Here is a 20,586-nt window from a genome sequence, read left to right on the forward strand (position 1 = left end):
TCGGAATTTACAAAAGAGCATTCACTTAAGAATGAAGATGAGGAAAGTTAACTTCTGTTTTAACTATTTTTGCCGTAAAGGATAAACCAATAGTGGCACCAGCTACAAATGGATATTTGTATTTTCCTGCAGATGTTTTAATAGAATTAAATCTTATATTTGCATTATTCCTGATGGTAATAATTTCCTTTTCAAATTTAAAGATCGCACGCCGGACTTTATTTTTAAAAATTAATTTATTACATTAATGGACCTAAATAAAAAAATAATTTAAACAGACTAATGGCAAAATCTCAACAGACATTTAATAAAATTGAAAAAGAAAAACAAAAAGCCAAGAAGAGGGAAGAAAAGCGAAAGAAGAAAGAAGAACGCAAATCAAGCTCCAAAGGAAGTTCTTTTGAGATAGCCTATGTTGATAAAAATGGTAATCTTACCGATACCCCGCCAGATCCGGCAGATAAGGTAGAGATAGATGCTTCTGAAATTGAAATAGGGGTGCCTAAAAAAGAGGAGCGTGATGAAGAAGATAAACATGCGCCAAAAGAGGGTAAGGTTTCTTTCTTTGATCATTCTAAAGGTTTTGGATTTATTATAGATAATTCCACCCAGGAAAAACATTTTGTGCACGTAAGCGGCCTTATTGACGAAATTGATGAAAATGACAAGGTAACTTACGAGCTGGAAAAAGGCCTTAAAGGGATGAATGCCGTTCGGGTGAAGAAAATTTAATCAGCTTTATTTTTATAATATTTAAAAGCTTCCGTTTCCCGGGAGCTTTTTTTATGCCTTCAAATTTACATAATTGATTCCAGCCATTTAAATTGATGTACTTTTGGAGCATGCAAAAATCGGTTAGAACTCAGGAGCAAATCCTGCAAAAGTTAGGAATAGAAAAGCTTAATCCCATGCAGGAGGAAGCTTTAAATTCAATAAAAGAAAAAGAAAATATCCTGCTTCTTTCCCCCACTGGAACAGGAAAAACCCTTGCTTTCCTTTTACCACTTGTAGAAGCGCTGGAGCCAGTTTTAGAAGAAGTACAGGCAATTATCCTGGTGCCTTCCAGGGAACTTGCCATTCAGATAGAACAGGTGCTTAGGGAAATGGGTTCTGGTTTAAAAGCAAATGCCGTGTATGGCGGCAGGGCATTTTCAAAAGATAAACATGAATTACAACATGCTCCTGCGGTGCTGATTGGAACCCCCGGCAGGCTTGCCGATCATTTACGAAGAGGTAGCTTTACCACAGAAAATATCCATACACTCATTTTAGATGAATTTGATAAATCCCTGGAAGTTGGATTTGAAGAAGAAATGAAAGAAATTATCACGGCACTTCCAAACCTGAAAAAGAGGATCCTTACTTCAGCTACACAAAACATGGAAATTCCTGCTTTTGCCGGCCTGGGAAAGCCTGATATTATTAATTATTTATCAGAGGCAAATCCTGGCCTGAAGACAGAAATTGTTGTTTCTCCTTCCCGGGACAAACTTCTAAGCCTGGTAAAACTCCTGAAAACTACCGGAAGCAAATCCGGGATCATATTTTGCAATTTTAAAGACAGTATTGCCGAAGTGAGCGATTTTCTTCAGAAGAACGCCATTAATCATGGTTGTTTTAGCGGGGGAATGGAGCAAAAGGAGCGGGAGCGATCACTTATAAAATTCAGAAATGGCACCTACAGGATTTTGCTGGCTACAGATCTGGCTGCAAGGGGAATTGATGTGCCTGAAATTGGTTTTATTGTACATTACCAGCTTCCCCACAGGAAAGAAGAATTTATACACAGAAACGGCCGCACGGCACGTATGCATAAGGAAGGTGTGGCATACGTTCTTCAGCATGAAAAGGAAATACTGCCGGAATATATTGTACCCGATGGTGTTGTGAAAACTATTGAGGATAATCAAATTGATCAGCATCAGAAAAAAGATTACCGCGCAACCTTATTTATTTCCGGAGGAAGAAAAGATAAAATCTCCAAAGGGGATATTGCCGGGCTTTTCCTAAAGCAGGGTAAGCTCGCAAAAGATGAGCTGGGCCTTATTGAACTTAAGCAGGATTGTGCTTTTGTTTCAGTCCCTTCTTCAAAAGCGGCAAATCTTGTGTCCACACTAAACAATACCCGGCTTAAAAAGAAAAAGGTGAGAATAAAAATGCTATAATTTTGCAATTTGTTCCTTATCTAAGCTTTAATTCTCTTTATCAGATTTTCTTAGCCTGTAAGACAATCTTTCAAACGGCAGGCTGGTCACTCCATGAATAATGGTAGATGCAAAAACCATTAGCGTGGGAATAATCCAGACTTCTTCAACACTTGTGTTCTCTTTGGCATGTAAGGCGTAGTATAGCGCCGCAACTCCTATGGGCCCAAACCATCCCATTACCAGGACTTCGTTTAATTTTTTTCTGAATTTTGGGATGATCGGCATAAGTAACAGTAAAGCGGGAATTCTTCTGAATAAGAGGATTCCAACACAAATAAGCACCGCCGTCCAGCCTAAATTCAGCCATTCCTGCCATGGCAGTGCAATTCCTAAAAAGAAGAATACCGGAATGGTAAAAATTCGTTCCATAGATTCCTGTACGCGTTCTTCCTGTAAATCTTCCTGTTTATTCAGGTAACGTGCGTAACCCAGTCCTCCTACAAAAACCCCGATTATCCCGTTCATACTTAAAGCATCAAGTCCTGAGAGCAGCATAAAGGCAAGGGCAAGGCTGAAAGGAAGTACAGACTTTCGATTCATAATATTATGCTCATGGGCCTTATGCATTAAAAATCCGGCTACTCGTCCGGTTATATACGCGATAACCGAGCACAAGATTGTTTCATATAGAATGGTATCCTGTAAAAATTTAGCGGTGGGAAAATTATTCCATCCATTGTTCACCAGGAATATTGAGAACAGTACAATGGGATAAGCCAGCCCATCATTGGCACCCGCCTCAAAAGATAGTGTTCTTCTAACCATGGAAGGCAAATATTTTTTAGCTTTTTCCCCGGTAATAAGTGTTGCTGCAATTACAGGATCTGTTGGGGTGATTATTGCGCCAAAGAGCAGGCATTGCGTAAAGCTAAAACCATCCAGCAACACATAAAATATTGTGGTGCTCAACAGGCACATAAATACCATTCCCAGGCAAATAATTACGGACTGGCTCCAGAGATGTTTTCTGAAAAAATTATCAGGTATTCTTAAGGCAGTGGCCATTAAAGCCATAGCGATGGTGAATTCACAGGCAATCTTCATTGTTCCTTCCGCGTGGAGTTCATCTTTAAACTGAATAATATCCAATACCATTGGCCCCAATAAAATTCCAAGGAGCATAGCGAGAAGCGGACCGGTGAGAAAAACATCTTCCATCCATTTAAACAATCCTCCTGACGCCAGGATTAACAGGCTAACAAAAAATACTGATAACATTAAATCCATAAATGCGCTCTTTTTACTGAAAATAAAAACATTTCCAATCGCCAGGCACAAAGCCAGCAATTGAAAATGTTATTACTTGTAATCTTTTTATTTTATTTTAATCATTTTTCCCCATAATTGAAGAAAACAATGTCGCTCCTATAAATGTTCCTGCAATAAGCCCCAGGGTTTTTCTATGTTCATACAATTTATCATAGATACTGTAATCCTGGGCTTGGTCACTAAAGCCTCCATAAGTTCCCTGATCACCGGGTACTGGCTCCCATAGGTTATCCTGCCTGTCTGGATCTTCATCATGTGGGGTTAATTGCCCGCTAATCCCATTTTCAGCCATATAATGATCGAGATAAGCAGGAAGTACTTTATTTCCCAAAACTGTTTTTAAGGTGGAATAGCCAACCATACGAAGCCTTTCCCCAGATTCGGCAACTTCAACAATCGCCCTTGCCGCCACTTCAGGCTGAAAAATTTTGCCCATAGGCTTGGGCTTTTTATTAAAGCGGGTTTTAACCCAGCCAAACTGGGTAGTGTTCATTGCAGGAAGGTGAACTATGGAAAGGCTAACGTTAATCCCGTCATGAAGCAATTCTGACCTAAGAGATTCAAAAAACCCCTGAATGGCATGCTTCGAACCGCAGTAGGCGGACTGAAGTGGGATTCCCCTGTAAGACAAGGCGGAACCGACCATGATAATCCTGCCGCAGTTCCTGTCTTTCATTCTTTTTAAGGCTGCCAGGGTTCCGTACACCTGTCCAAGATAAGTTACCTCTGTCACCCTTTTATATTCTTCAGGAGTCATGTCAATAACTTTACTAAAAACGCTCACCATCGCGTTGTTTATCCAAACATCAATAGGGCCTATGTTTTCTTCGGCATAATCTGCAGCCTGTTCCAGTTGTTCGGCATTGGCAACATCGGCAATGTAGGTCCAGGCCTGGCCGCCCTCTTCTTCCACCTCTCGTTTTGCTCCTTCGAGGCCGTCCCTGCCCCGTGCTACGAGGAGTATTTTAGCACCTTCTTTTGCGAATTCCCTGGCTGTGGCCCTTCCAACTCCTGCAGAAGCACCTGTTATAACGACTGTTTTTGATTTCATCATTGTTTTTCTGGTTTTTGAATTGTTTATCTTTCTTCTATGGCCCTGGCTAAAATTAGCGCCGGGTGTTCCGGCATTTTACCGGTACCATGATTTATTTGTTCCCGGCAGCTAAAGCCATCGGTAATTAATAAATCTTCATCCATTTTTCGAACTGCCGGAAAAATCACTCTTTCCCCGGCTTTCATTGAAATTTTATATTTTTCTCCTTTTTCAAATCCAAAACTACCTGCAAGCCCGCAACATCCCGAGTCGGGGACATTTACCTCCACGCCTGCTTTTTTAAGCACTTCCAGATCGGCATCATAACCCATTACAGCATTATGATGGCAGTGCTTCTGCATAAGCGCGGTTTCCCCAAGCTTCTTAAAATGAAAATTATCTTCATGCTCCAGGATAAATTCAGGCAGGGTTTTAAAATTCTTTTTAAGCCGAAGCGCATTATTGTCATTCGGAAAAAGATTTCCTAATTCATTCCTGAAAACCGCTATACAACTGGCTTCCAAACCAACAAACGGAACTCCATCCTGAATGAGATGGTTAAGATTATCCAGAATATTCCTCAAATAAGAACGGGCCTCATCTAACATCCCGAAATCGTAAAGCGGGCGGCCGCAGCAAAATTTCCTTTTGGGAACTATTACCCTGAACCCTGCACTTTTCAAGATCTTTTCTCCAGCCTGCAAAACTTCCGGAAAAAAATAGTTGTTAAACGTATCCGGCCATAATACAACAGCTTTTTCAAGGTCGTGTTTATCTTCAGAATACCGGTGGATTTTTGTAAAAGGTTTATCGGCAAATTTTGGAATTTCCCGCTGGGGTGCAATATCTCCCATGGATTTCATGATCTTGGAAAATGTATCCTGATGGCTTACAAAATTGGCTACACCACTCATTTTTGAAGCTTTTTCAGCCCATTTATCTATGTAGCCAAAGGCATAAGCAGATCTTGGCCGTACTTTATCTTTATAATAATGGGCAAGGAATTCAGCTTTGTAAGTAGCCATGTCCACACTCACCGGGCATTCGTCCAGGCAGCCCTTGCAGGCAAGGCAAAGATCCAGGGATTCTTTTACCTTTTCATTTTTAAATCCTCCTTCCAGTTCCTTTCCGCGCATCATTTCAAAAAGCAGGTGGGCACGGCCACGGGTTACATGCTTTTCATCCCGGGTAACCATATAACTGGGGCACATGGTGCCAGATTCTGTTTTCCTGCATTTTCCCACACCCACGCAACGCATAGTGGCGCGGTGAAAACTGCCTTTATCTTCAGGATACTTAAAATAAGTTTTTTCTGGATCTTTCGGATTAAAATCTGTGCCTAAACGCAGGTTTTGATCTCTCTTCATGGGATCTATTACTTTGCCTGGGTTCATCTTCCAGTCAGGATCCCAGGTTTCCTTGAATTTGTGAAAAGCCTCCATCAACTTTTCCCCGTACATCTTATGCAGCAACGGTCCACGAGCCTGCCCGTCTCCATGTTCACCGGAAAGGGAACCGCCCATACTTACTACAAGGTCCGCAGCTTCATCGGTAAAACTTTTATATTTTTCTATTCCCTCTTTTGTTTTCAGGTCAAAATCAACACGGCAGTGGATACATCCCTGCCCAAAATGGCCGTACATTGATGGATTATAGCCATATTTTTGAAATAGTTTCCTAAGGGCGCGAAGATAATCCCCGACTTTTGCCGGTGGTACAGCAGAATCTTCCCAACCGGGCCACATATCTGGTAAGCCCTCGACAAATGCGGTAGCCCCTAAACCTGCTTCCCTTATTTCCCAAACTCTCTGCTCTTCCTTTTTGTCATCATAAAGCTTCATATCGGGAGCATTGGAAGTGCCCTTCAGCTGGTCCATAAGCTTTCTTGCTTTCCCGTCTGTTTCTTCCTTGTTATCACCGCCAAATTCCACAAGCAACCATCCATCTCCTTTGGGCAACAAATTCAGCACCTCTTCATGAAGATGCTTTTTGTGCATATAAGTGATCAATTTCTTATCCATGCCTTCCAGGCCGATTGGCTTATGCTTCATAATTTCAATTACATGATCCCCGGCTTCATAGGCTGAATCATAACCTAAAATTAATAGTGATCTGGCTTTTGGAAGGGTGATTACCCGTACCGTAGCTTCAAGGAAAACGGCACAGGTAGATTCGGTTCCCACCAAAGACCTGGCAACGTTAAAATTTCTTTCCGGAAGGAGTTCATCAAGATTATAACCGGAAACCCTCCTGGGAATTTCAGGAATGCCATCCCTTATTTCCTGCTGATAGTCATCTCTTATTTTTTTAAGGCCTTTGTAAATTTTTCCTTTAGGATCATCTTCTGAAATAATTTTTCCCAGTTCTTCTTCTGAAGTTTCCCCGGCTTCAAAAACACTTCCGTCATAGGTGAGCACTTCCATAGACTGTACAAAATCTGAGGTTCTTACCCCGCCATCTTCCACCTGGGCCATAACAGAATGTATTCCGCAGGAATTATTTCCCATCATTCCGCCAAGGGTACAATGGTCATGAGTAGCGGGATCGGGTCCAAAAATAAGGTCATATTTAGCCAATTGCCGGTTAAGATCGTCAAGCACGAGACCCGTTTGCACCCTTGCAGTTTTCTTTTCGTGATCAATCTCCAGTATCTTATTATAGTGTCTGCTAAAATCCATTACCAGTCCCGAGTTACAACATTCTCCGGCCAGGCTTGTCCCACCGCCGCGGGTAAGCAGGTGCAAATCGTACTCCCGGCATAGATTTACCGTATTAATAATATCTTCTTTATCTTTTGGATAAACCACTCCTACAGGAACCTGCCGGTAATTGGAAGCATCTGTGGCGTATAACGCCCGGTAATCTTCTTCAAAATTTACTTCCCCTTTTATGGCTTCCTTTAATTTTTCCCCTAGTTCCCCGTATTGCTCTATATTTTGCATTCTATTTCTTTTTACGTGATTTTGTACTTCTGTGCATCTTTAAACTTAAAGTCAAGTCCTAATCCATTTCTGGACAGATCTGGCTTTAGTTTGCCTTCCCTGGCTTCAGCATATCCATCAAAGAACATTTTTTCTATCCGTACATGATCCCTGAAATATTCCACATGTTGCATTGGTTGTATAGAAAGGGAAGGATGCAGGTGAAGAGAAGGGGCGCAGTGGGCTGAAATTGGAAGATGAAATGCTCCGCATATTTCTCCGGCTTTTAAAAGCCCGGTGATTCCTCCACATCGAGTGGCATCGGCCTGTAAAACATCTACTGCAGAATGTTCCAGCATATTTTTAAAATAGCCCGGCGTATAGCCATATTCTCCTGAAGCCACCCTGATTGCTGCCGGGATATTTTCTTTCACAAAGCGCATTCCCTCAGGATCGTCTGAAGTAACTGGTTCTTCAAACCATTTCACTTCAAAATCATTAAGGATATTTGCCATTTCTATGGCCTCCTTTGGAAAGTATGCGCCATTGGCATCTACAAAAAGTTGTCCTTCTCCAATGGTTTTTCTTGCTGCTCTAAGTCGTTGAATATCTTCCTTTTTGCTGCGGCCAATCTTCATTTTAAACATTTTATGGCCTTCCTCTTTCCACTGTTGGAATTTAGCTGAAAGTTCTGCCGGCCCGTAGGTGGTAAATCCGCCGCTGGCATAGGATTGCATGGTTTCATGTTGTTGCCCAAACAGTTTGCATAGCGGAAGGCCTAAAGTTTTGGACTTTAGATCCCATAAAGCATTATCTACTGCTGAAATTGCCATGGAAGCAATCCCGGGCAGGCCAAGATTACGCACTTTACGCTGCATCTTTCCCCATAACCTGTTTATGTCAAAAAGATTTTCATCTTTTATTAAAGGGAAAAGATGCTGCGCAATAAATTGTGCGGTAACTGCATCCGCATAAGTATAGCCGATGCCTTCCTGACTTTCAGATTTAAGATGTACCAAAACCATGATAGTATTGTCCCATTGCAATGTGCCGTCAGCTTCAGGTTCTTCTGTAGGAACACAGTAAGCATGAGCAGCAGCAGCAGTTATTTTCCAGGCATTATTTGATTTGTCAAAATTCAATGGTCCTGACTAATGAGTATATTCCGCAATTACATCTTTCCAGGATTGCTTGATCATATCTATAGATTCCGGATCTCCCTTCAGCAAAGCTGAAACAAACGCTTTTGCCTGCCCGGGCTTCACATGAGGTGGCATTGGCGGCACTTCGGGATCTGTATATGCTTCATAAATAACAGGCCTGTTTGAACTTAAAGCTTCATCTAAAGTGTGTTCAATATCTTCAGGCTTGTCTACTTTTATACCTTTTAATCCCAGCATACTGGCATATTCAGCATAAGGAAAATCGGGTACTTTTTGAGAACCTTCATATTTGGGGTTTCCGGTCATTACCCGTTGCTCCCAGGTAACCTGGTTAAGATCCCGGTTATTAAGAACAAGGATCATTAGTTTACCGTTGTTCCAGCGATCCCAGTATTTCGAAATAGTAATAAGACCATTATTGCCAAGCATCTGCATGGCCCCATCACCTACAAGCGCAATAACATGCTTTTCGGGATGTGCAAATTTTGCAGCAATGGCGTAAGGTACCCCGGGACACATGGTAGCTAATTTCCCTGAAAGTGAGCCTCGCATTCCTTTCCTTATTTTGATATCCCTGGCATACCAGTTGGCAGAAGACCCGGAGTCTGAAGTCAGGATACAATCATCAGGTAATTTCTTACTCAGCTCCCAGAAAACACGTTGCGGATTGATAGGATCGGCATCTTTCATCGCTCTTTCTTCAAGGATCTCCCACCAGTCTTTAATGGATTTTTCGATTTTTTCCCTCCAGTCACGGTCTTCTTTTCTTTTAAGCATCGGGATTAATTCGGCCAAAGTATCTTTACTGTCGCCTACAAGATTTACATCGGTAGGGTAGCGGGTACCCAGCCTTTTTCCTTCAATATCTATTTGCACAGCTTTTGCCTGGCCTTCTTTTGGAAGAAATTCAGAATAAGGAAAATCTGTTCCTATCATTAATAAGGTGTCACATTCATCCATTAATGTATAACTTGGATTTGTACCTAGTAAACCTATGGAACCGGTAACAAAAGGAAGATCATCTGGTAAAACATCTTTTCCCAGTAAAGCTTTTGCTACTCCGGCACCTAAAAGGTTGGCAACTTCAGTAACCTCATCTGCGGCATTTCTGGCACCCGATCCTATGAGCATTGCAACCTTTTTTCCTTCATTTAAAACTTCTGCTGCACGTTCCAGATCTTTCCTGTGAGGTACTACACTCGGGATGGTAATTCCAATGCCGGAATGTACCGAACCATGTTTACGGGGTGGGGCAGAGGGGGCATCCAATTCCTGGAGGTCATTGGGCAGGATCACGCAGGTGACCGTCTTTTCAGAAATAGCTATTCTTAAAGCCCTGTCTATCAAATGTCTTACCTGTTCGGGTACAGTGGCCATGTGTACATATTCTCCTGCCACATCTTTAAAAAGGGACATCAGGTCAATTTCCTGCTGATAATCACCACCTAGTGCCATTCGTGCCTGTTGCCCTACAAAGGCTACCACCGGCTGATGATCCATCTTTGCATCATACAAACCGTTTAATAAATGCACGGCCCCGGGACCTGAAGTAGCCATACAAATTCCTACTTCTCCTGTGAACTTTGCATGGCCCCCGGCCATGAATGCCGCCATCTCTTCATGCCTTGTCTGGATAAATTCTACTTTCCCATCATCTTCTGCCCTGCGGACTGCAGCGGTTAAGGCGTTTATTCCATCTCCGGGATAACCATAGATGCGCTTAACCCCCCAGTCATTTAAACGTTGAAGAATAAAATCACTTACTGTTGCGCTCATACTTATTTGATTTACGATTAGATAATTATTTCAAAATTCATTCAGTTTTGAGCTGCCGTCTTACTAAATCCTGTAATGAGGAGCAGCAGCAGCAGTAGGGGAAATTGCACTTAAAAGTATGCAGGAGCACCGATCGGCTAGAATAGTACTTTTAAAATGCTACTTAAAGTTAGGTATTCTGCAGAGGCTGTCACAGGCGTTTAAGAAACTTTCACATCTAAAAATATATTTTTTGCAGAACCTTAATATTTAAAGTAAATTCTAATCTCTAATTTAGGTTTGCATTAACAAGGGAATAAAAAACAGAGCTGCATGGAACATTTGGGGAAAAGAAAATGGGTGATTGCTGAAGGTTATATCCCAAAGTACGGGAATGGAAAAGAACCGGAATTCACGAGTCATGAAACCGCATGTATTTTAAATACCGGAGAGGAAAAAGCTGAAATAAAAATTACCATATTTTTTTCGGACCGCGAACCGGCAGGCCCGTATAAGGTGGAAGTGGGAGCAAAAAGAACTTTGCATTTGCGCTTTAATCAGCTTAAAGATCCTGAAGAAATACCAAAAGGCACAGATTATTCTTCTGTTATAGAATCTTCTGTTCCTGTTGTGGTACAACATAGCCGGCTGGATTCCCGGCAGGCAGAAAATGCTTTATTGTCTACTATGGCATATTCAGAATAAGCAAAAAATAATAGTTGAATTTGTGGATTTTTGTAATTCGTCTGTACCCCCATGTTTTCTGCTGCTGCTGCAGAATATGATTAAAAATGATAACAGGTTGTTCCAAATTTATAGGAATAGGAGTAGAAACAGGAAATAATTTCTTGTAATTTTATTGTTAACACTGAAGATTAAAGAGGGTAAAAATCTATTTATAAATAGATTTTTCCTTCAGAATTTTAAGCTGTTTTAATTTTGGAAGACATTCAATTCAACCAACTTGGTACTATAAAAGAATTATTTATTTATTTTCTTATAGCAGCCAGTATTATATTGGGGCTTGTAGCTTTCTTCACAGCATATTATTCCTGGAAATACCGTAAAAGAAAAGACGATGAGCAGGAGCCGGAACAAATACACGATAATAAAAAACTGGAATTTTCTTTGATAGCCGTGGCTCTTTCCCTGGTAACACTCTTTTTTGTGCTTACTATAAACGGGATGAATAAAATTCAGGACATTCCAGAAGACCCGCATCCCGATATTCTTATCACTGGCCACCAGTGGTGGTGGGAAGCCGAATATTCAGAAGATGGATTAATTACCGCCAATGAAATTCATGTTCCCACCGGGAAAGAATTAATTATTCAGTTCAATTCTGATGATGTTATTCACAGCTGGTGGGTTCCGGCAATTGGCAGAAAAATGGACCTGGTCCCGGGAGTTGATAATTACCTCAGCGTAAAAGTAGAAAAAGAAGGAATTTACTGGGGCTCCTGCAGTGAATTTTGCGGGGCACAACATGGATGGATGAGAATAAGGCTCATTGCACATTCGCCGGAGGATTTTGAAAGGTGGAAAAGAAGACAACTCGAGCCAAAGCAAAGACTGGATGAGGAATTGTTTAAAAAAGGCGAACAGCTTTTTTCTTCAAAAGCCTGCACCAGTTGTCATGCGATTTCTCCAACAGCATCTATTCCTGCCGTAGGCCCGAATTTGGCCAATTTTGGCAGTCGTAAATACTTTTTAAGCAATATAAAATTGAATACCGAAATAAATCTGAAAGCATGGTTAAGAGATCCCGGTAAAGTAAAGTCCAGCGCAAAAATGCCGGACATGCTTTTAGATGAAGACCAAATAGCTGCCCTCACGCATTATCTAGAAAACCTGAAATGAGTTTATATATAGACATACCTGAATCTAAAGCAAAACTGCCATCGCCAAAATCTGACCGCGGAAGGCTTTCCTGGATTTCTTCGGTAGATCACAAGCAAATAGGGATAATGTACATTTTAATGGCGCTGTTATTCTTTATTATTGGAGGGGTGGAAGCCATGTTTATAAGAGCACAGCTGGCGCTACCGGAAAATTATATTATTTCCCCTGAAGTTTACAGCCAGATCTTTACCATGCACGGCACTACTATGATTTTTCTCGCACTTATGCCTGTTCTGCTGGGCTTAGGTGTTTATTTTATCCCGCTGATGATTGGCGCTAATGATATGGCTTTTCCAAGAATGAATGCCTTTAGCTTTTGGATCACCTTCTTTGGCGGACTTCTACTATACTTCAGCTTTTTTGCGGGCGGTGCTCCAAATGCCGGATGGTTTAATTACGCGCCTTTAAGTGAAACTCCGTATTCGCCCGATGTGGGGATAGATTATTATACCGTGGGATTAATGCTTACCGGAATTGGAAGTATCTCCACTGCTGCAAACTTTGCCGTTACCGTACTCACCATGAGAGTGAAAGGAATGAAAATGACCATGCTGCCCCTGTTTGTCTGGATGAGCTTTATAAACGCTTTTCTTATTCTTGGGGCACTGCCATTATTGAATGCGGGACTGGCAATGCTTTTGATTGACAGGCAGCTGGACGCGCTGTTTTTTCTTCCTTCTGCAGGAGGATCGGCTACTTTATGGCAGCACTTTTTCTGGTCTTTCGGCCATCCTGAAGTTTACATTCTTATTTTACCGGCTTTCGGAATTATTTCTGAAGTTATTCCGGTTTATTCAAGAAAACCTATTTTCGGCTATGCTTTTGTGGCGGTTTCTTCCATTGCCATCGCCCTCTTATCATTTGGGGTTTGGATGCACCACATGTTCGCGGTGGGATATACAAATATTGTAAACGGCTTCTTTGGGGCGGCAAGTTTTTTAATTGCAGTGCCTACTGGAGTTAAAGTTATTAATTGGGTGGGGACCATGTATAAAGGTTCCATCAGGTTTACCACGTCAATGTTATTTGCGCTAATGTTCCTTATCAATTTTACCATTGGGGGGCTTAGCGGGGTTTCTTTCGCCATTGTCCCGGTAGACTGGCAACTAACAGATACTTACTATGTAGTGGCCCACCTTCATTATGTATTTCTTGGGGGGACGGTATTTGCCGCTTTCGCCGGGATTTATTACTGGTTCCCAAAAATGAGCGGGCGGCAACTTTCAGAAAAGATTGGGAAATGGCATTTATGGACCTTTGTTACCGGGTTTAATATGACCTTTTTGGTTCAGCATCTTTTAGGAATTTTAGGAATGCCCCGCCGGGTTTATACCTATTTTGACTTACCCTACTGGACTATCTTAAATATAATTTCCAGCGCCGGCGCAATGCTCATGTTTGGAGGAGTGGCGGTTTTTTTATGGAATATCTACAGAACTTTAAAAAAACAACCTGCAGCCAAAGGAGATCCCTGGGATGCCTGGACCCTGGAATGGGCAACACAATCTCCTCCCGGCCAAAAGAATTTTGACAAATTACCGCCAGTACACAGCCGTAGGCCGCTTTGGGATTTAAAGAACCCGCACAATAAAGATAAAAGACTGAATTGATGAAAGACAGAGGAAGACTTTTAATGTTTTTTCTAATTGGCTCTGAGGCGTTTTTCTTTATAGCCCTTATCATTGCCTATGTTTACTATCGTAATTTTACGGGAGCTACAGATATGGTCGCACATTTTTTAAATGTAAAAAGGGCTACTATCTTAACGGCAGGCCTGGTGCTGAGCAGTTTTACCCTAATTATGAGCAAAAGAAATTTGCTGAAAGGCCGTTGGAAAATGGCCAAATTATATATGGGTGGCACTATAATTCTTGCTGCGGTTTTTCTGGGAGGGCAAATGATGGAGTACATAGAACTTTACCATAAGCAGGTTACCATAAGTAAAAATGTTTTTGGAAGCAGCTTTTTCACTCTTACCGGTTTTCACGGGCTACACGTAATTATGGGCCTTATTGCCATAAGCTTGTTATTCGGGTTTTCATTTGGTAAATTTAAAGTACTCACTGTAGCCGGTATTGCCAGTGTTGAAGCCTACTGGCATTTTGTAGATATCATTTGGCTTTGCGTTTACACCTATGTTTATATAACACCACTGTTATGAGTTGGAAAGATTACTTTTTGCTATCTCAAAACTGGTCATTTTCCTGGTCGGTGGCATTGCTTATTTTCTTCGGAAGTTACCTTATCTGGTTTAAACCGAAAGGAAATAAGTTAACCTCTTTTACGGCTGCCTTTTTACTGCTGTTCATTATGACGGCATCTCCCGTGGCTAACCTGTTGCAATTTGGATTACACAGTGTTGCTATGCTACAACATGTAATTATTCTTATGGTTATTCCAATCTTAATCTGGGCAGCATTACCTTCAGCTTTACTGAAGAAGCAGTGGTTAAAACCTGAAAATAAAAACAGGTTTGTGCTTTTAACCTGGCTAACCGGCAGCCTTGGGATGTGGGCGGCGCATTTTTTAAGTGCCGCTAAAATTTCTGCGGAATCAGGGCTTAGTATCTGCGGAATTAAAGCCGCGCCTGGCAGCTGGGTGCAAGAAATTCCGGATGCTGTGCTTCCGGTATTTCTGCTTCTGGCGGGCATCATATTTCTGATTCCGGTTTATTCAAAAGACAAAAACTTAAGGCTTAAACCTTTGGGAGCAGTATTCTACTTATTTGCCGCATGTGTAAGTTGTTCTATTTTAGGATTATGGGTGGCATTTTCAGCTTCCTCTGCAGGCCATGCATACGCGGCTCCAATGCTCACCACCTTACGTAGCCCCTTATCACTGAATTTACAATCAGACCAGGAGCTGGCAGGCATGATTATGTGGGTGCCAGGTTGCGTACTATACGTGGCAACTTCAGTGCATATCGCGCTCAACTGGCTGCAGGGAGAAGGGCAGGGCGCAGAGGAATTAGTTGCTGCGGAAGCAAATTCAGATCTAAAAAATGAGTGAAATTGAACAAAAAGCTTAGCCAAAAATTATTATAAAATGGAAGAGAGATACAAAGCCAAACCCGAAAATTTGCCTGAACCTACATATTGGCCATTCCTGCTGGCCTTTGGCACCATGCTCATATTCTGGGGCTTTCTTAGCAATATTGTGGTCTCGGCTATAGGTGCTGTAATTTTTATAGTTTCATTGGGAGGCTGGATAACAGATCTTTATAAAGAAAAAAAACCGGAAAAAGATGAGTTGTAATTGCGGGGAGAATTCCAAAGAAAACAAAATGGGCCGCAAAAGTTTTCTGTCAAAGCTCATTGGCGGAATTGTGGCTGTTATTGGCGGCTTTTTATCGCTGCCTTTGCTTAACAACCTGTTGGAACCGGTAATAGGAAACCGCAGGACGGTATGGCGAAAAATTGGGGATATTAGCGATTTTAGCATTGGCGAAACCAAGAAAGTGACTTTCAGGAATGCTTCCAGGTACGACTGGAGTGGCAAAATTGATGAATCGGCGGCGTATATAAGAAGAGATGAAGAAGACCAGTTAATTGCGTTTAGCGTGAATTGCTCCCACCTTGGCTGCCCGGTAAGATGGGAAGAATCCCCGCAAATGTTCTTTTGCCCCTGCCATGGCGGTGCTTTCTACCGTGATGGAACCAGAGCAGCCGGGCCACCAAACCGTGGATTATACGCCTATCCTTTAAGAGTGAGAAATGGAAATGTAGAATTGGAAACCGAAGCAATACCGGTTACAAATATTGATGTGTGAAGAAGAAACTACGCAAAATTGGCAAATGGTTGAATGACAGAGGGGGCTTCTCTGAAATGCTGAAACCCCTGAAAGAACATCTTGTTCCGCCGGGCACCGGTTGGAATTACGTGTGGGGCAGTGCCACTTTATTTTGTCTGATTGTGCAGGTTTTAACGGGCATCGCACTTGCTTTTTTGTATCAGCCTTCTGTTAACGCTGCTTACCAGTCTATGCAGTATATAGAAAACCAGGCTTTTATGGGTAGTTTTATTCGGGGGCTGCATAACTGGGGAGCATCAGGAATGGTTGTCCTGCTGGGCGCACATATGATTAGAGTGTACCTTACCGCTGCTTATAAATACCCCAGGGAAATGAGCTGGATAAGCGGAATATTCCTGCTCGGGATTACCCTTACTATGGCCATGACCGGCCAGTTGTTGCGATGGGATAGTAATGCGATATGGACAGGTATTTTGGTAGCTGAGCAAACCGGCAGGATTCCCTTTGTTGGAGATGCCATTGCTCACTTTTTTATCGGGGGCGCCACACTTGGAGGCGATACTTTAAACAGGTACTTTGCCATGCATGTTTTTCTTTTTCCGGCACTTCTTTTTACCATAGTGGGATATCATTTATTCCTGGTGCTGCGAAATGGAATTTCTGAACCTCCAAAAGCCGGAAGACTGATAAATCCAAAAAAGTACAGAAGTTGGTACCAGAAAATGCTGAAAAAGAAAGGGGTTCCGTTTTTTCCTGATGTTATCTGGAGGGATGTGGTATTTTCTTTGGGAGTTTTGATCGTCCTGATACTACTTGGGTGGTTGGTGGGCGCACCCGAACTTACCAAACCGGCAGATCCAACAATCCTGGAAACAGAACCAACTCCAGACTGGTATTTTAAATGGATCTATGCCATTTTTGCGACTATGAACCGTTTCCTGGAACCGTATTTCCTGTTTTTTGGTCCGTTATTGGGAATTATTCTGCTTTTTTCTGTTCCTTTTCTTAGCCGTGGAGGAGAAAGAAGTCCATTAAGAAGGCCCTGGGCAATTGTTGGCGTTGCAATAACTATAGTAACTGTAGGTTCCCTTACATACGCAGGATTGTGGGCTAATTGGGTTCCCGATTTTAAAGCAGCTCCGCTGGGGGAATATGTAAGTGTTCCTCAGGAAGAACCCATGGCGGAAAGAGGCAAACATCTATTCTATGAAATGAAGTGTATTTATTGCCATAAAATAGGGAAGAAGGGAGGCAGTAACGGGCCGGCACTTACTAAAGTAGAAAACCGTCTGGATGAACAGCAGTTGATTTTACAAATTTCTAATGGAAGTGCAGATATGCCTGCTTATGGTGGTTCTCTTTCCAGCAGCGAAATAAAAGCATTAGTGGCTTTTTTGCTTAGCGAAAAGAAAGTCAATGAAGAAAAAAGAGAAACTAGGAACAAAGAATAATAGGAAATTCTTCTTCCAATGAATTAATAACAGGTTAAGAAATGCCAATTTCAGGCATAGAGGATTACTGTCTCTTCTTTTCTGAATTTTGGTGTTCTTTTTCCATTTTTATCATGTCCGTTACCAATCCGCCCCAGGTAAAATCATGTGCTCCGTAGCCTTCTCCGGTAAACGGATTGTAATATTCCCGGAAGCCGCTTTTATCTATAAGTTCTTTTATGCTCTCCACCATTTTTTTTGATTCATCAGTATAGCCCTTATCCATAAAGAATTTATGTAAAAACCAGTTGTTGACAATCCAGGTGGGGCCTCTCCAGATGTACATGGATTGAGTAGGATTAAAAGCAGCCTCTTTTTTTGCCAGGGAAGGGATAGGATATTTTGTACGGAATTCTTCACTATTAAAAAAGTGCCGGTCCATTACCGCTTTACGAACATCTTCAGAAATGCCATTTAAGATAACCGGGTAAAAAATGGTAGGTGTAAGGATCTTTATTTGTTTATTGTCTTTACCATAGCAATCGTAAAACGCATCATCTTCTTCATTGTACATGAGTTTCATGATACTTTGTACCACTTTGTTTGAGAGTTGATTATAAGCTTCTGCATCTGGATCGTTAACTGCTTCGCAGAGACTGGCCATCGCTCTTAAATTTTGGACGTAAATAGTATTAAAACCAACTTCTTTTACAAGAAAATAGGCCTTTTCATAGATCTTTTTATAGTTATAATTGTTTATATAGTTTCTAAAATCCACACCTGTAACCCGGGAAAACAACTTCCAGTTTGCCTTGCCGGGCTTAAATCCTGCAGGGACATCAAAAGTTGGTTTCCAGTCCATACCAGATTCAAATGTAGAAATTATAGTAAGCAGGTGATCTCCCTGGAAATCACGGTTATTAGCCAACCAGCTATAATATTTTTTCAACTTCGGAAGCATTTCTTTCAGAAATTCCTTATCCCCGGAAGTCTTATAAATACGTTCTATGGCTTGTGCAATAAGTGGAGGCTGAATAATAGCACTCATGTGGCTCTTGTACAAATTCTTTATTCTGGGAAGGGATTGGAAAATATCTGTCCACCTTCCTGGCTTCAGCCTGTCCCAGTATATCATGTGTCCCACAAAGCCATCTTCAGTTTGTAAAGCAAAGAGGCTCCTCACATGGTTTTTAGCCATTTCATTTTCTCCCAGGGCACAAAAAATAAAAACATGAAAACAGGTGTCCCAGAAGAATTGATAAGGGTATGTTCCCGGGGAAGGCCTTGTAAAATGGAAAGAAGGCTTGCTTTTGCCTCCACCTTCTTCCATATTGTCATTCAATAATTTTTTTACCTTTTCAAATAATTCCTGATCCGTCATCTAACACTAAAATCTTGGATTGTCTTTTAAAGTTAGTCTTATTTTACGTATTTATCCCAAAGCCCATAGTGTTCTTTGATGATTCCGGTAGGAATAGAAAGCCCGGCAACCAGCAGCCCGGCAACCAATCCCGTAATACAAAGGCCGGTAGGGGAGTTGTCTACAAACCATGGGCCAATAGCCAGGGCAAGGCCAAGCAGAATATTGAGGTATCTTCCCCTTCGCACAATTTCTCCCATACAAATTACCGAAACCACAATAATAAGGGATCCGCTTAAGTGAAAAATATCTGAGGAAGTCTTTTGTATCCCTACATCAAATATAGCAGGTGCACACATTGCCGCTATCCCAATTAAGGTACAAACAGCCAGCGTCCATGGAACACTCATTCCCCAAACCGAAGCTTTAAAGACTTCAGCAGGTTTTTCAGGAAATTCCATTAAATCTGTTGTTCTTTCATCTTTGTTCATCTCGAAAGCTTTTCCGCCTTTCCAGAAAACGTCCCACATATTGTCGCCTCTTCGTTTGGCCTGTACCATGTGTTGTCCCATGGCAATAACCTCGTCAAGTTCCAGGGGGATCATAGGCAACATAATTGCGGCCGCCATTAAACAGAATGTACACCATTCTCCCACAACCACAGGTTGGGAAATTACGAGGAAGATATGTACGAGACCAAGCGGAATAACCAAAATTCCAAAAAAAGTTACCATCCAGGGCATGGTTCTCCAGCGGGTAGGGCTTCCCATCCAGCCCATTAAAAATTCAAAGGTATAAGCCAGGGCTCCCATAGCACCGTCAGAAACCGGAAACGAATGGGACATATTGGAATTAAGCGCTTTTAATGTGCCATCTCCAAAAAAAGGATCCCAGGCAGTATCAATATATCCCAGCTGGAATGCCCCCAGATACCGGGAAACCACCCATCCAAAAAATGCCAGTACGATCATGATCCATCGCTGTGGCCAGCTGGAAGGATTATAGGTCCAGCCCGGCGGCACCTGTGAGCCCATTTTCATATAGGTAATCATATTGGGCATTCCCGGTATAAGGATAGTTAAGGCTATTACCAATGCGCCAACCATGGTTGAATTTAGATATCCCACTGCTGTTGGAGACCAGAAAACCAAGGGGGCAAAGGTGATCCATATTCCTACGAAACAGCATATCCAGAGGCCTATGGGCCGGTTTGGGGTTAAGGACCGCCATCCAAAAATCATGAGCAGGATACCACTAATAATATCGCTCCACCTCATTACCATTATCCTTTCGCTTAGGCTAAGCCATAATTCTCGGCCTCCGCTGGGTTCCACTGTGCCCACTGTATAATTAAAAGTTAGCGGGAAAAGAACCATCCAGGCGCCCAAAAGTACTATTAACCAATAAACCCAAAGGGTTTGCTTATGGTGCATATGCAGCATGTGCATTCGCTTTTCCATAGACATTTCCATGCCTCCGCCGGAATCTTTGTCTTTATTCTTTTTTTCCTTGTCTTTATTATCATCCTTTTTTTTGTCACCGCCTTTCATCTGCATTTCGGCCATGGGGCGGGTTACGCCACGGGTGCCCATGCCCCCACCTTTATGCATTTTATTGTCTTTATTTTTTTCCTCATTTTGATGGTTTTTCTCAGCCATATCAGTTAATTTTTTGGCAGGTTTTGTTTAATTTTTCTCTTCTGAAGCTTATCCTGATAATTTTTTAGAAATAAACCTTCTAAAAGTGGCTTGATAAAAAGCCTCAATTTCAAAAGAAAAGCTTCAAGAAGTTGGGA

Annotated in this window: 17 protein-coding genes; 10 read left to right on the forward strand and 7 right to left on the reverse strand. The window is 41.8% G+C overall.

All coding sequences use genetic code 11. The features are described 5' to 3' along the window. Positions 1-282: 282 nt before the first annotated feature. Complete coding sequence (locus tag RM553_RS03025) at positions 283-732, forward strand: cold-shock protein (protein ID WP_311533504.1); 450 nt, start codon at positions 283-285, stop codon at positions 730-732. A 110-nt stretch (positions 733-842) separates the two neighbouring features. Then, positions 843-2,165 (forward strand): DEAD/DEAH box helicase, encoded by a 1,323-nt coding sequence (locus tag RM553_RS03030; RefSeq protein WP_311533505.1) that lies wholly within the window; start codon positions 843-845, stop codon positions 2,163-2,165. A 27-nt stretch (positions 2,166-2,192) separates the two neighbouring features. Here RM553_RS03030 and RM553_RS03035 read toward each other — a convergent pair whose 3' ends face one another. The 5 genes from RM553_RS03035 to RM553_RS03055 all read right to left on the reverse strand — a co-directional run bounded on the left by RM553_RS03035 (position 2,193) and on the right by RM553_RS03055 (position 10,369). Then, the gene (locus RM553_RS03035; protein ID WP_311533506.1) at positions 2,193-3,434 is read right to left on the reverse strand and encodes a cation:proton antiporter domain-containing protein; all 1,242 of its coding nucleotides are present in this window, start codon (positions 3,432-3,434) and stop codon (positions 2,193-2,195) included. Between the two features lie 97 nt (positions 3,435-3,531). Continuing rightward, complete coding sequence (locus tag RM553_RS03040) at positions 3,532-4,530, reverse strand: SDR family oxidoreductase (RefSeq protein ID WP_311533507.1); 999 nt, start codon at positions 4,528-4,530, stop codon at positions 3,532-3,534. A 23-nt stretch (positions 4,531-4,553) separates the two neighbouring features. Continuing rightward, complete coding sequence (locus tag RM553_RS03045; RefSeq protein ID WP_311533508.1) at positions 4,554-7,451, reverse strand: FAD-binding and (Fe-S)-binding domain-containing protein; 2,898 nt, start codon at positions 7,449-7,451, stop codon at positions 4,554-4,556. A gap of 11 nt (positions 7,452-7,462) precedes the next feature. Then, positions 7,463-8,572 carry an enolase C-terminal domain-like protein gene (locus RM553_RS03050; protein ID WP_311533509.1) on the reverse strand — a complete coding sequence of 370 codons (1,110 nt, stop codon included), beginning with the start codon at positions 8,570-8,572 and terminating at the stop codon, positions 7,463-7,465. Positions 8,573-8,581: 9 nt separating this feature from the next. Next, entirely contained in the window at positions 8,582-10,369 is a 1,788-nt protein-coding gene (locus RM553_RS03055) for a thiamine pyrophosphate-requiring protein (RefSeq protein WP_311533510.1), read from the reverse strand. Positions 10,370-10,681: 312 nt separating this feature from the next. Here RM553_RS03055 and RM553_RS03060 point away from each other — a divergent pair, with 312 nt between their 5' ends. The 8 genes from RM553_RS03060 (at position 10,682) to RM553_RS03095 (ending at position 17,452) form a co-directional block, all read left to right on the forward strand. Then, complete coding sequence (locus RM553_RS03060; RefSeq protein ID WP_311533511.1) at positions 10,682-11,053, forward strand: sensory rhodopsin transducer; 372 nt, start codon at positions 10,682-10,684, stop codon at positions 11,051-11,053. A 234-nt stretch (positions 11,054-11,287) separates the two neighbouring features. Then, positions 11,288-12,208 carry a cytochrome c oxidase subunit II gene (gene coxB, locus RM553_RS03065; RefSeq protein ID WP_311533512.1) on the forward strand — a complete coding sequence of 307 codons (921 nt, stop codon included), beginning with the start codon at positions 11,288-11,290 and terminating at the stop codon, positions 12,206-12,208. After that, positions 12,205-13,860 carry a cytochrome c oxidase subunit I gene (ctaD, locus tag RM553_RS03070; RefSeq protein ID WP_311533513.1) on the forward strand — a complete coding sequence of 552 codons (1,656 nt, stop codon included), beginning with the start codon at positions 12,205-12,207 and terminating at the stop codon, positions 13,858-13,860. The genes coxB and ctaD overlap by 4 nt, the downstream gene beginning before the upstream one ends. Further along, the gene (locus tag RM553_RS03075; protein ID WP_311533514.1) at positions 13,860-14,411 is read left to right on the forward strand and encodes a cytochrome c oxidase subunit 3; all 552 of its coding nucleotides are present in this window, start codon (positions 13,860-13,862) and stop codon (positions 14,409-14,411) included. The genes ctaD and RM553_RS03075 overlap by 1 nt, the downstream gene beginning before the upstream one ends. Further along, positions 14,408-15,259, forward strand: coding sequence for a cytochrome c oxidase assembly protein (locus RM553_RS03080; RefSeq protein WP_311533515.1), 852 nt, complete (start codon positions 14,408-14,410; stop codon positions 15,257-15,259). The genes RM553_RS03075 and RM553_RS03080 overlap by 4 nt, the downstream gene beginning before the upstream one ends. A 36-nt stretch (positions 15,260-15,295) precedes the next feature. Continuing rightward, positions 15,296-15,505, forward strand: coding sequence for a hypothetical protein (locus RM553_RS03085; protein ID WP_311533516.1), 210 nt, complete (start codon positions 15,296-15,298; stop codon positions 15,503-15,505). After that, the gene (locus tag RM553_RS03090) at positions 15,495-16,019 is read left to right on the forward strand and encodes a QcrA and Rieske domain-containing protein (RefSeq protein WP_311533517.1); all 525 of its coding nucleotides are present in this window, start codon (positions 15,495-15,497) and stop codon (positions 16,017-16,019) included. Before RM553_RS03085 ends, RM553_RS03090 begins: the two co-directional genes overlap by 11 nt. Then, positions 16,016-17,452 (forward strand): cytochrome b N-terminal domain-containing protein, encoded by a 1,437-nt coding sequence (locus RM553_RS03095; RefSeq protein ID WP_311533518.1) that lies wholly within the window; start codon positions 16,016-16,018, stop codon positions 17,450-17,452. The genes RM553_RS03090 and RM553_RS03095 overlap by 4 nt, the downstream gene beginning before the upstream one ends. Positions 17,453-17,516: 64 nt before the next feature. On the opposite strand, the gene RM553_RS03100 is transcribed toward RM553_RS03095, so the two are convergent. Then, complete coding sequence (locus RM553_RS03100) at positions 17,517-18,812, reverse strand: amylo-alpha-1,6-glucosidase (RefSeq protein WP_311533519.1); 1,296 nt, start codon at positions 18,810-18,812, stop codon at positions 17,517-17,519. 38 nt (positions 18,813-18,850) lie between these two features. Further along, entirely contained in the window at positions 18,851-20,449 is a 1,599-nt protein-coding gene (locus tag RM553_RS03105) for a vitamin K epoxide reductase family protein (RefSeq protein WP_311533520.1), read from the reverse strand. Between the last annotated feature and the right edge of the window lie 137 nt (positions 20,450-20,586).

Source organism: Autumnicola tepida (genome assembly GCF_031846485.1).
Lineage (GTDB): Bacteria > Bacteroidota > Bacteroidia > Flavobacteriales > Flavobacteriaceae > Autumnicola > Autumnicola tepida.

What these genes read in the sequence shown, in the direction of transcription:
- RM553_RS03105 (WP_311533520.1), bottom strand. Translation starts at nt 20,449, where the DNA reads ATGGCTGAGAAAAACCATCAAAATGAGGAAAAAAATAAAGACAATAAA.
- RM553_RS03085 (WP_311533516.1), top strand. Translation starts at nt 15,296, where the DNA reads ATGGAAGAGAGATACAAAGCCAAACCCGAAAATTTGCCTGAACCTACA.
- RM553_RS03040 (WP_311533507.1), bottom strand. Translation starts at nt 4,530, where the DNA reads ATGATGAAATCAAAAACAGTCGTTATAACAGGTGCTTCTGCAGGAGTT.
- RM553_RS03045 (WP_311533508.1), bottom strand. Translation starts at nt 7,451, where the DNA reads ATGCAAAATATAGAGCAATACGGGGAACTAGGGGAAAAATTAAAGGAA.
- ctaD (WP_311533513.1), top strand. Translation starts at nt 12,205, where the DNA reads ATGAGTTTATATATAGACATACCTGAATCTAAAGCAAAACTGCCATCG.
- RM553_RS03030 (WP_311533505.1), top strand. Translation starts at nt 843, where the DNA reads ATGCAAAAATCGGTTAGAACTCAGGAGCAAATCCTGCAAAAGTTAGGA.
- RM553_RS03060 (WP_311533511.1), top strand. Translation starts at nt 10,682, where the DNA reads ATGGAACATTTGGGGAAAAGAAAATGGGTGATTGCTGAAGGTTATATC.
- RM553_RS03080 (WP_311533515.1), top strand. Translation starts at nt 14,408, where the DNA reads ATGAGTTGGAAAGATTACTTTTTGCTATCTCAAAACTGGTCATTTTCC.
- RM553_RS03100 (WP_311533519.1), bottom strand. Translation starts at nt 18,812, where the DNA reads ATGACGGATCAGGAATTATTTGAAAAGGTAAAAAAATTATTGAATGAC.
- RM553_RS03035 (WP_311533506.1), bottom strand. Translation starts at nt 3,434, where the DNA reads ATGGATTTAATGTTATCAGTATTTTTTGTTAGCCTGTTAATCCTGGCG.
- RM553_RS03090 (WP_311533517.1), top strand. Translation starts at nt 15,495, where the DNA reads ATGAGTTGTAATTGCGGGGAGAATTCCAAAGAAAACAAAATGGGCCGC.
- RM553_RS03025 (WP_311533504.1), top strand. Translation starts at nt 283, where the DNA reads ATGGCAAAATCTCAACAGACATTTAATAAAATTGAAAAAGAAAAACAA.
- RM553_RS03075 (WP_311533514.1), top strand. Translation starts at nt 13,860, where the DNA reads ATGAAAGACAGAGGAAGACTTTTAATGTTTTTTCTAATTGGCTCTGAG.
- RM553_RS03055 (WP_311533510.1), bottom strand. Translation starts at nt 10,369, where the DNA reads ATGAGCGCAACAGTAAGTGATTTTATTCTTCAACGTTTAAATGACTGG.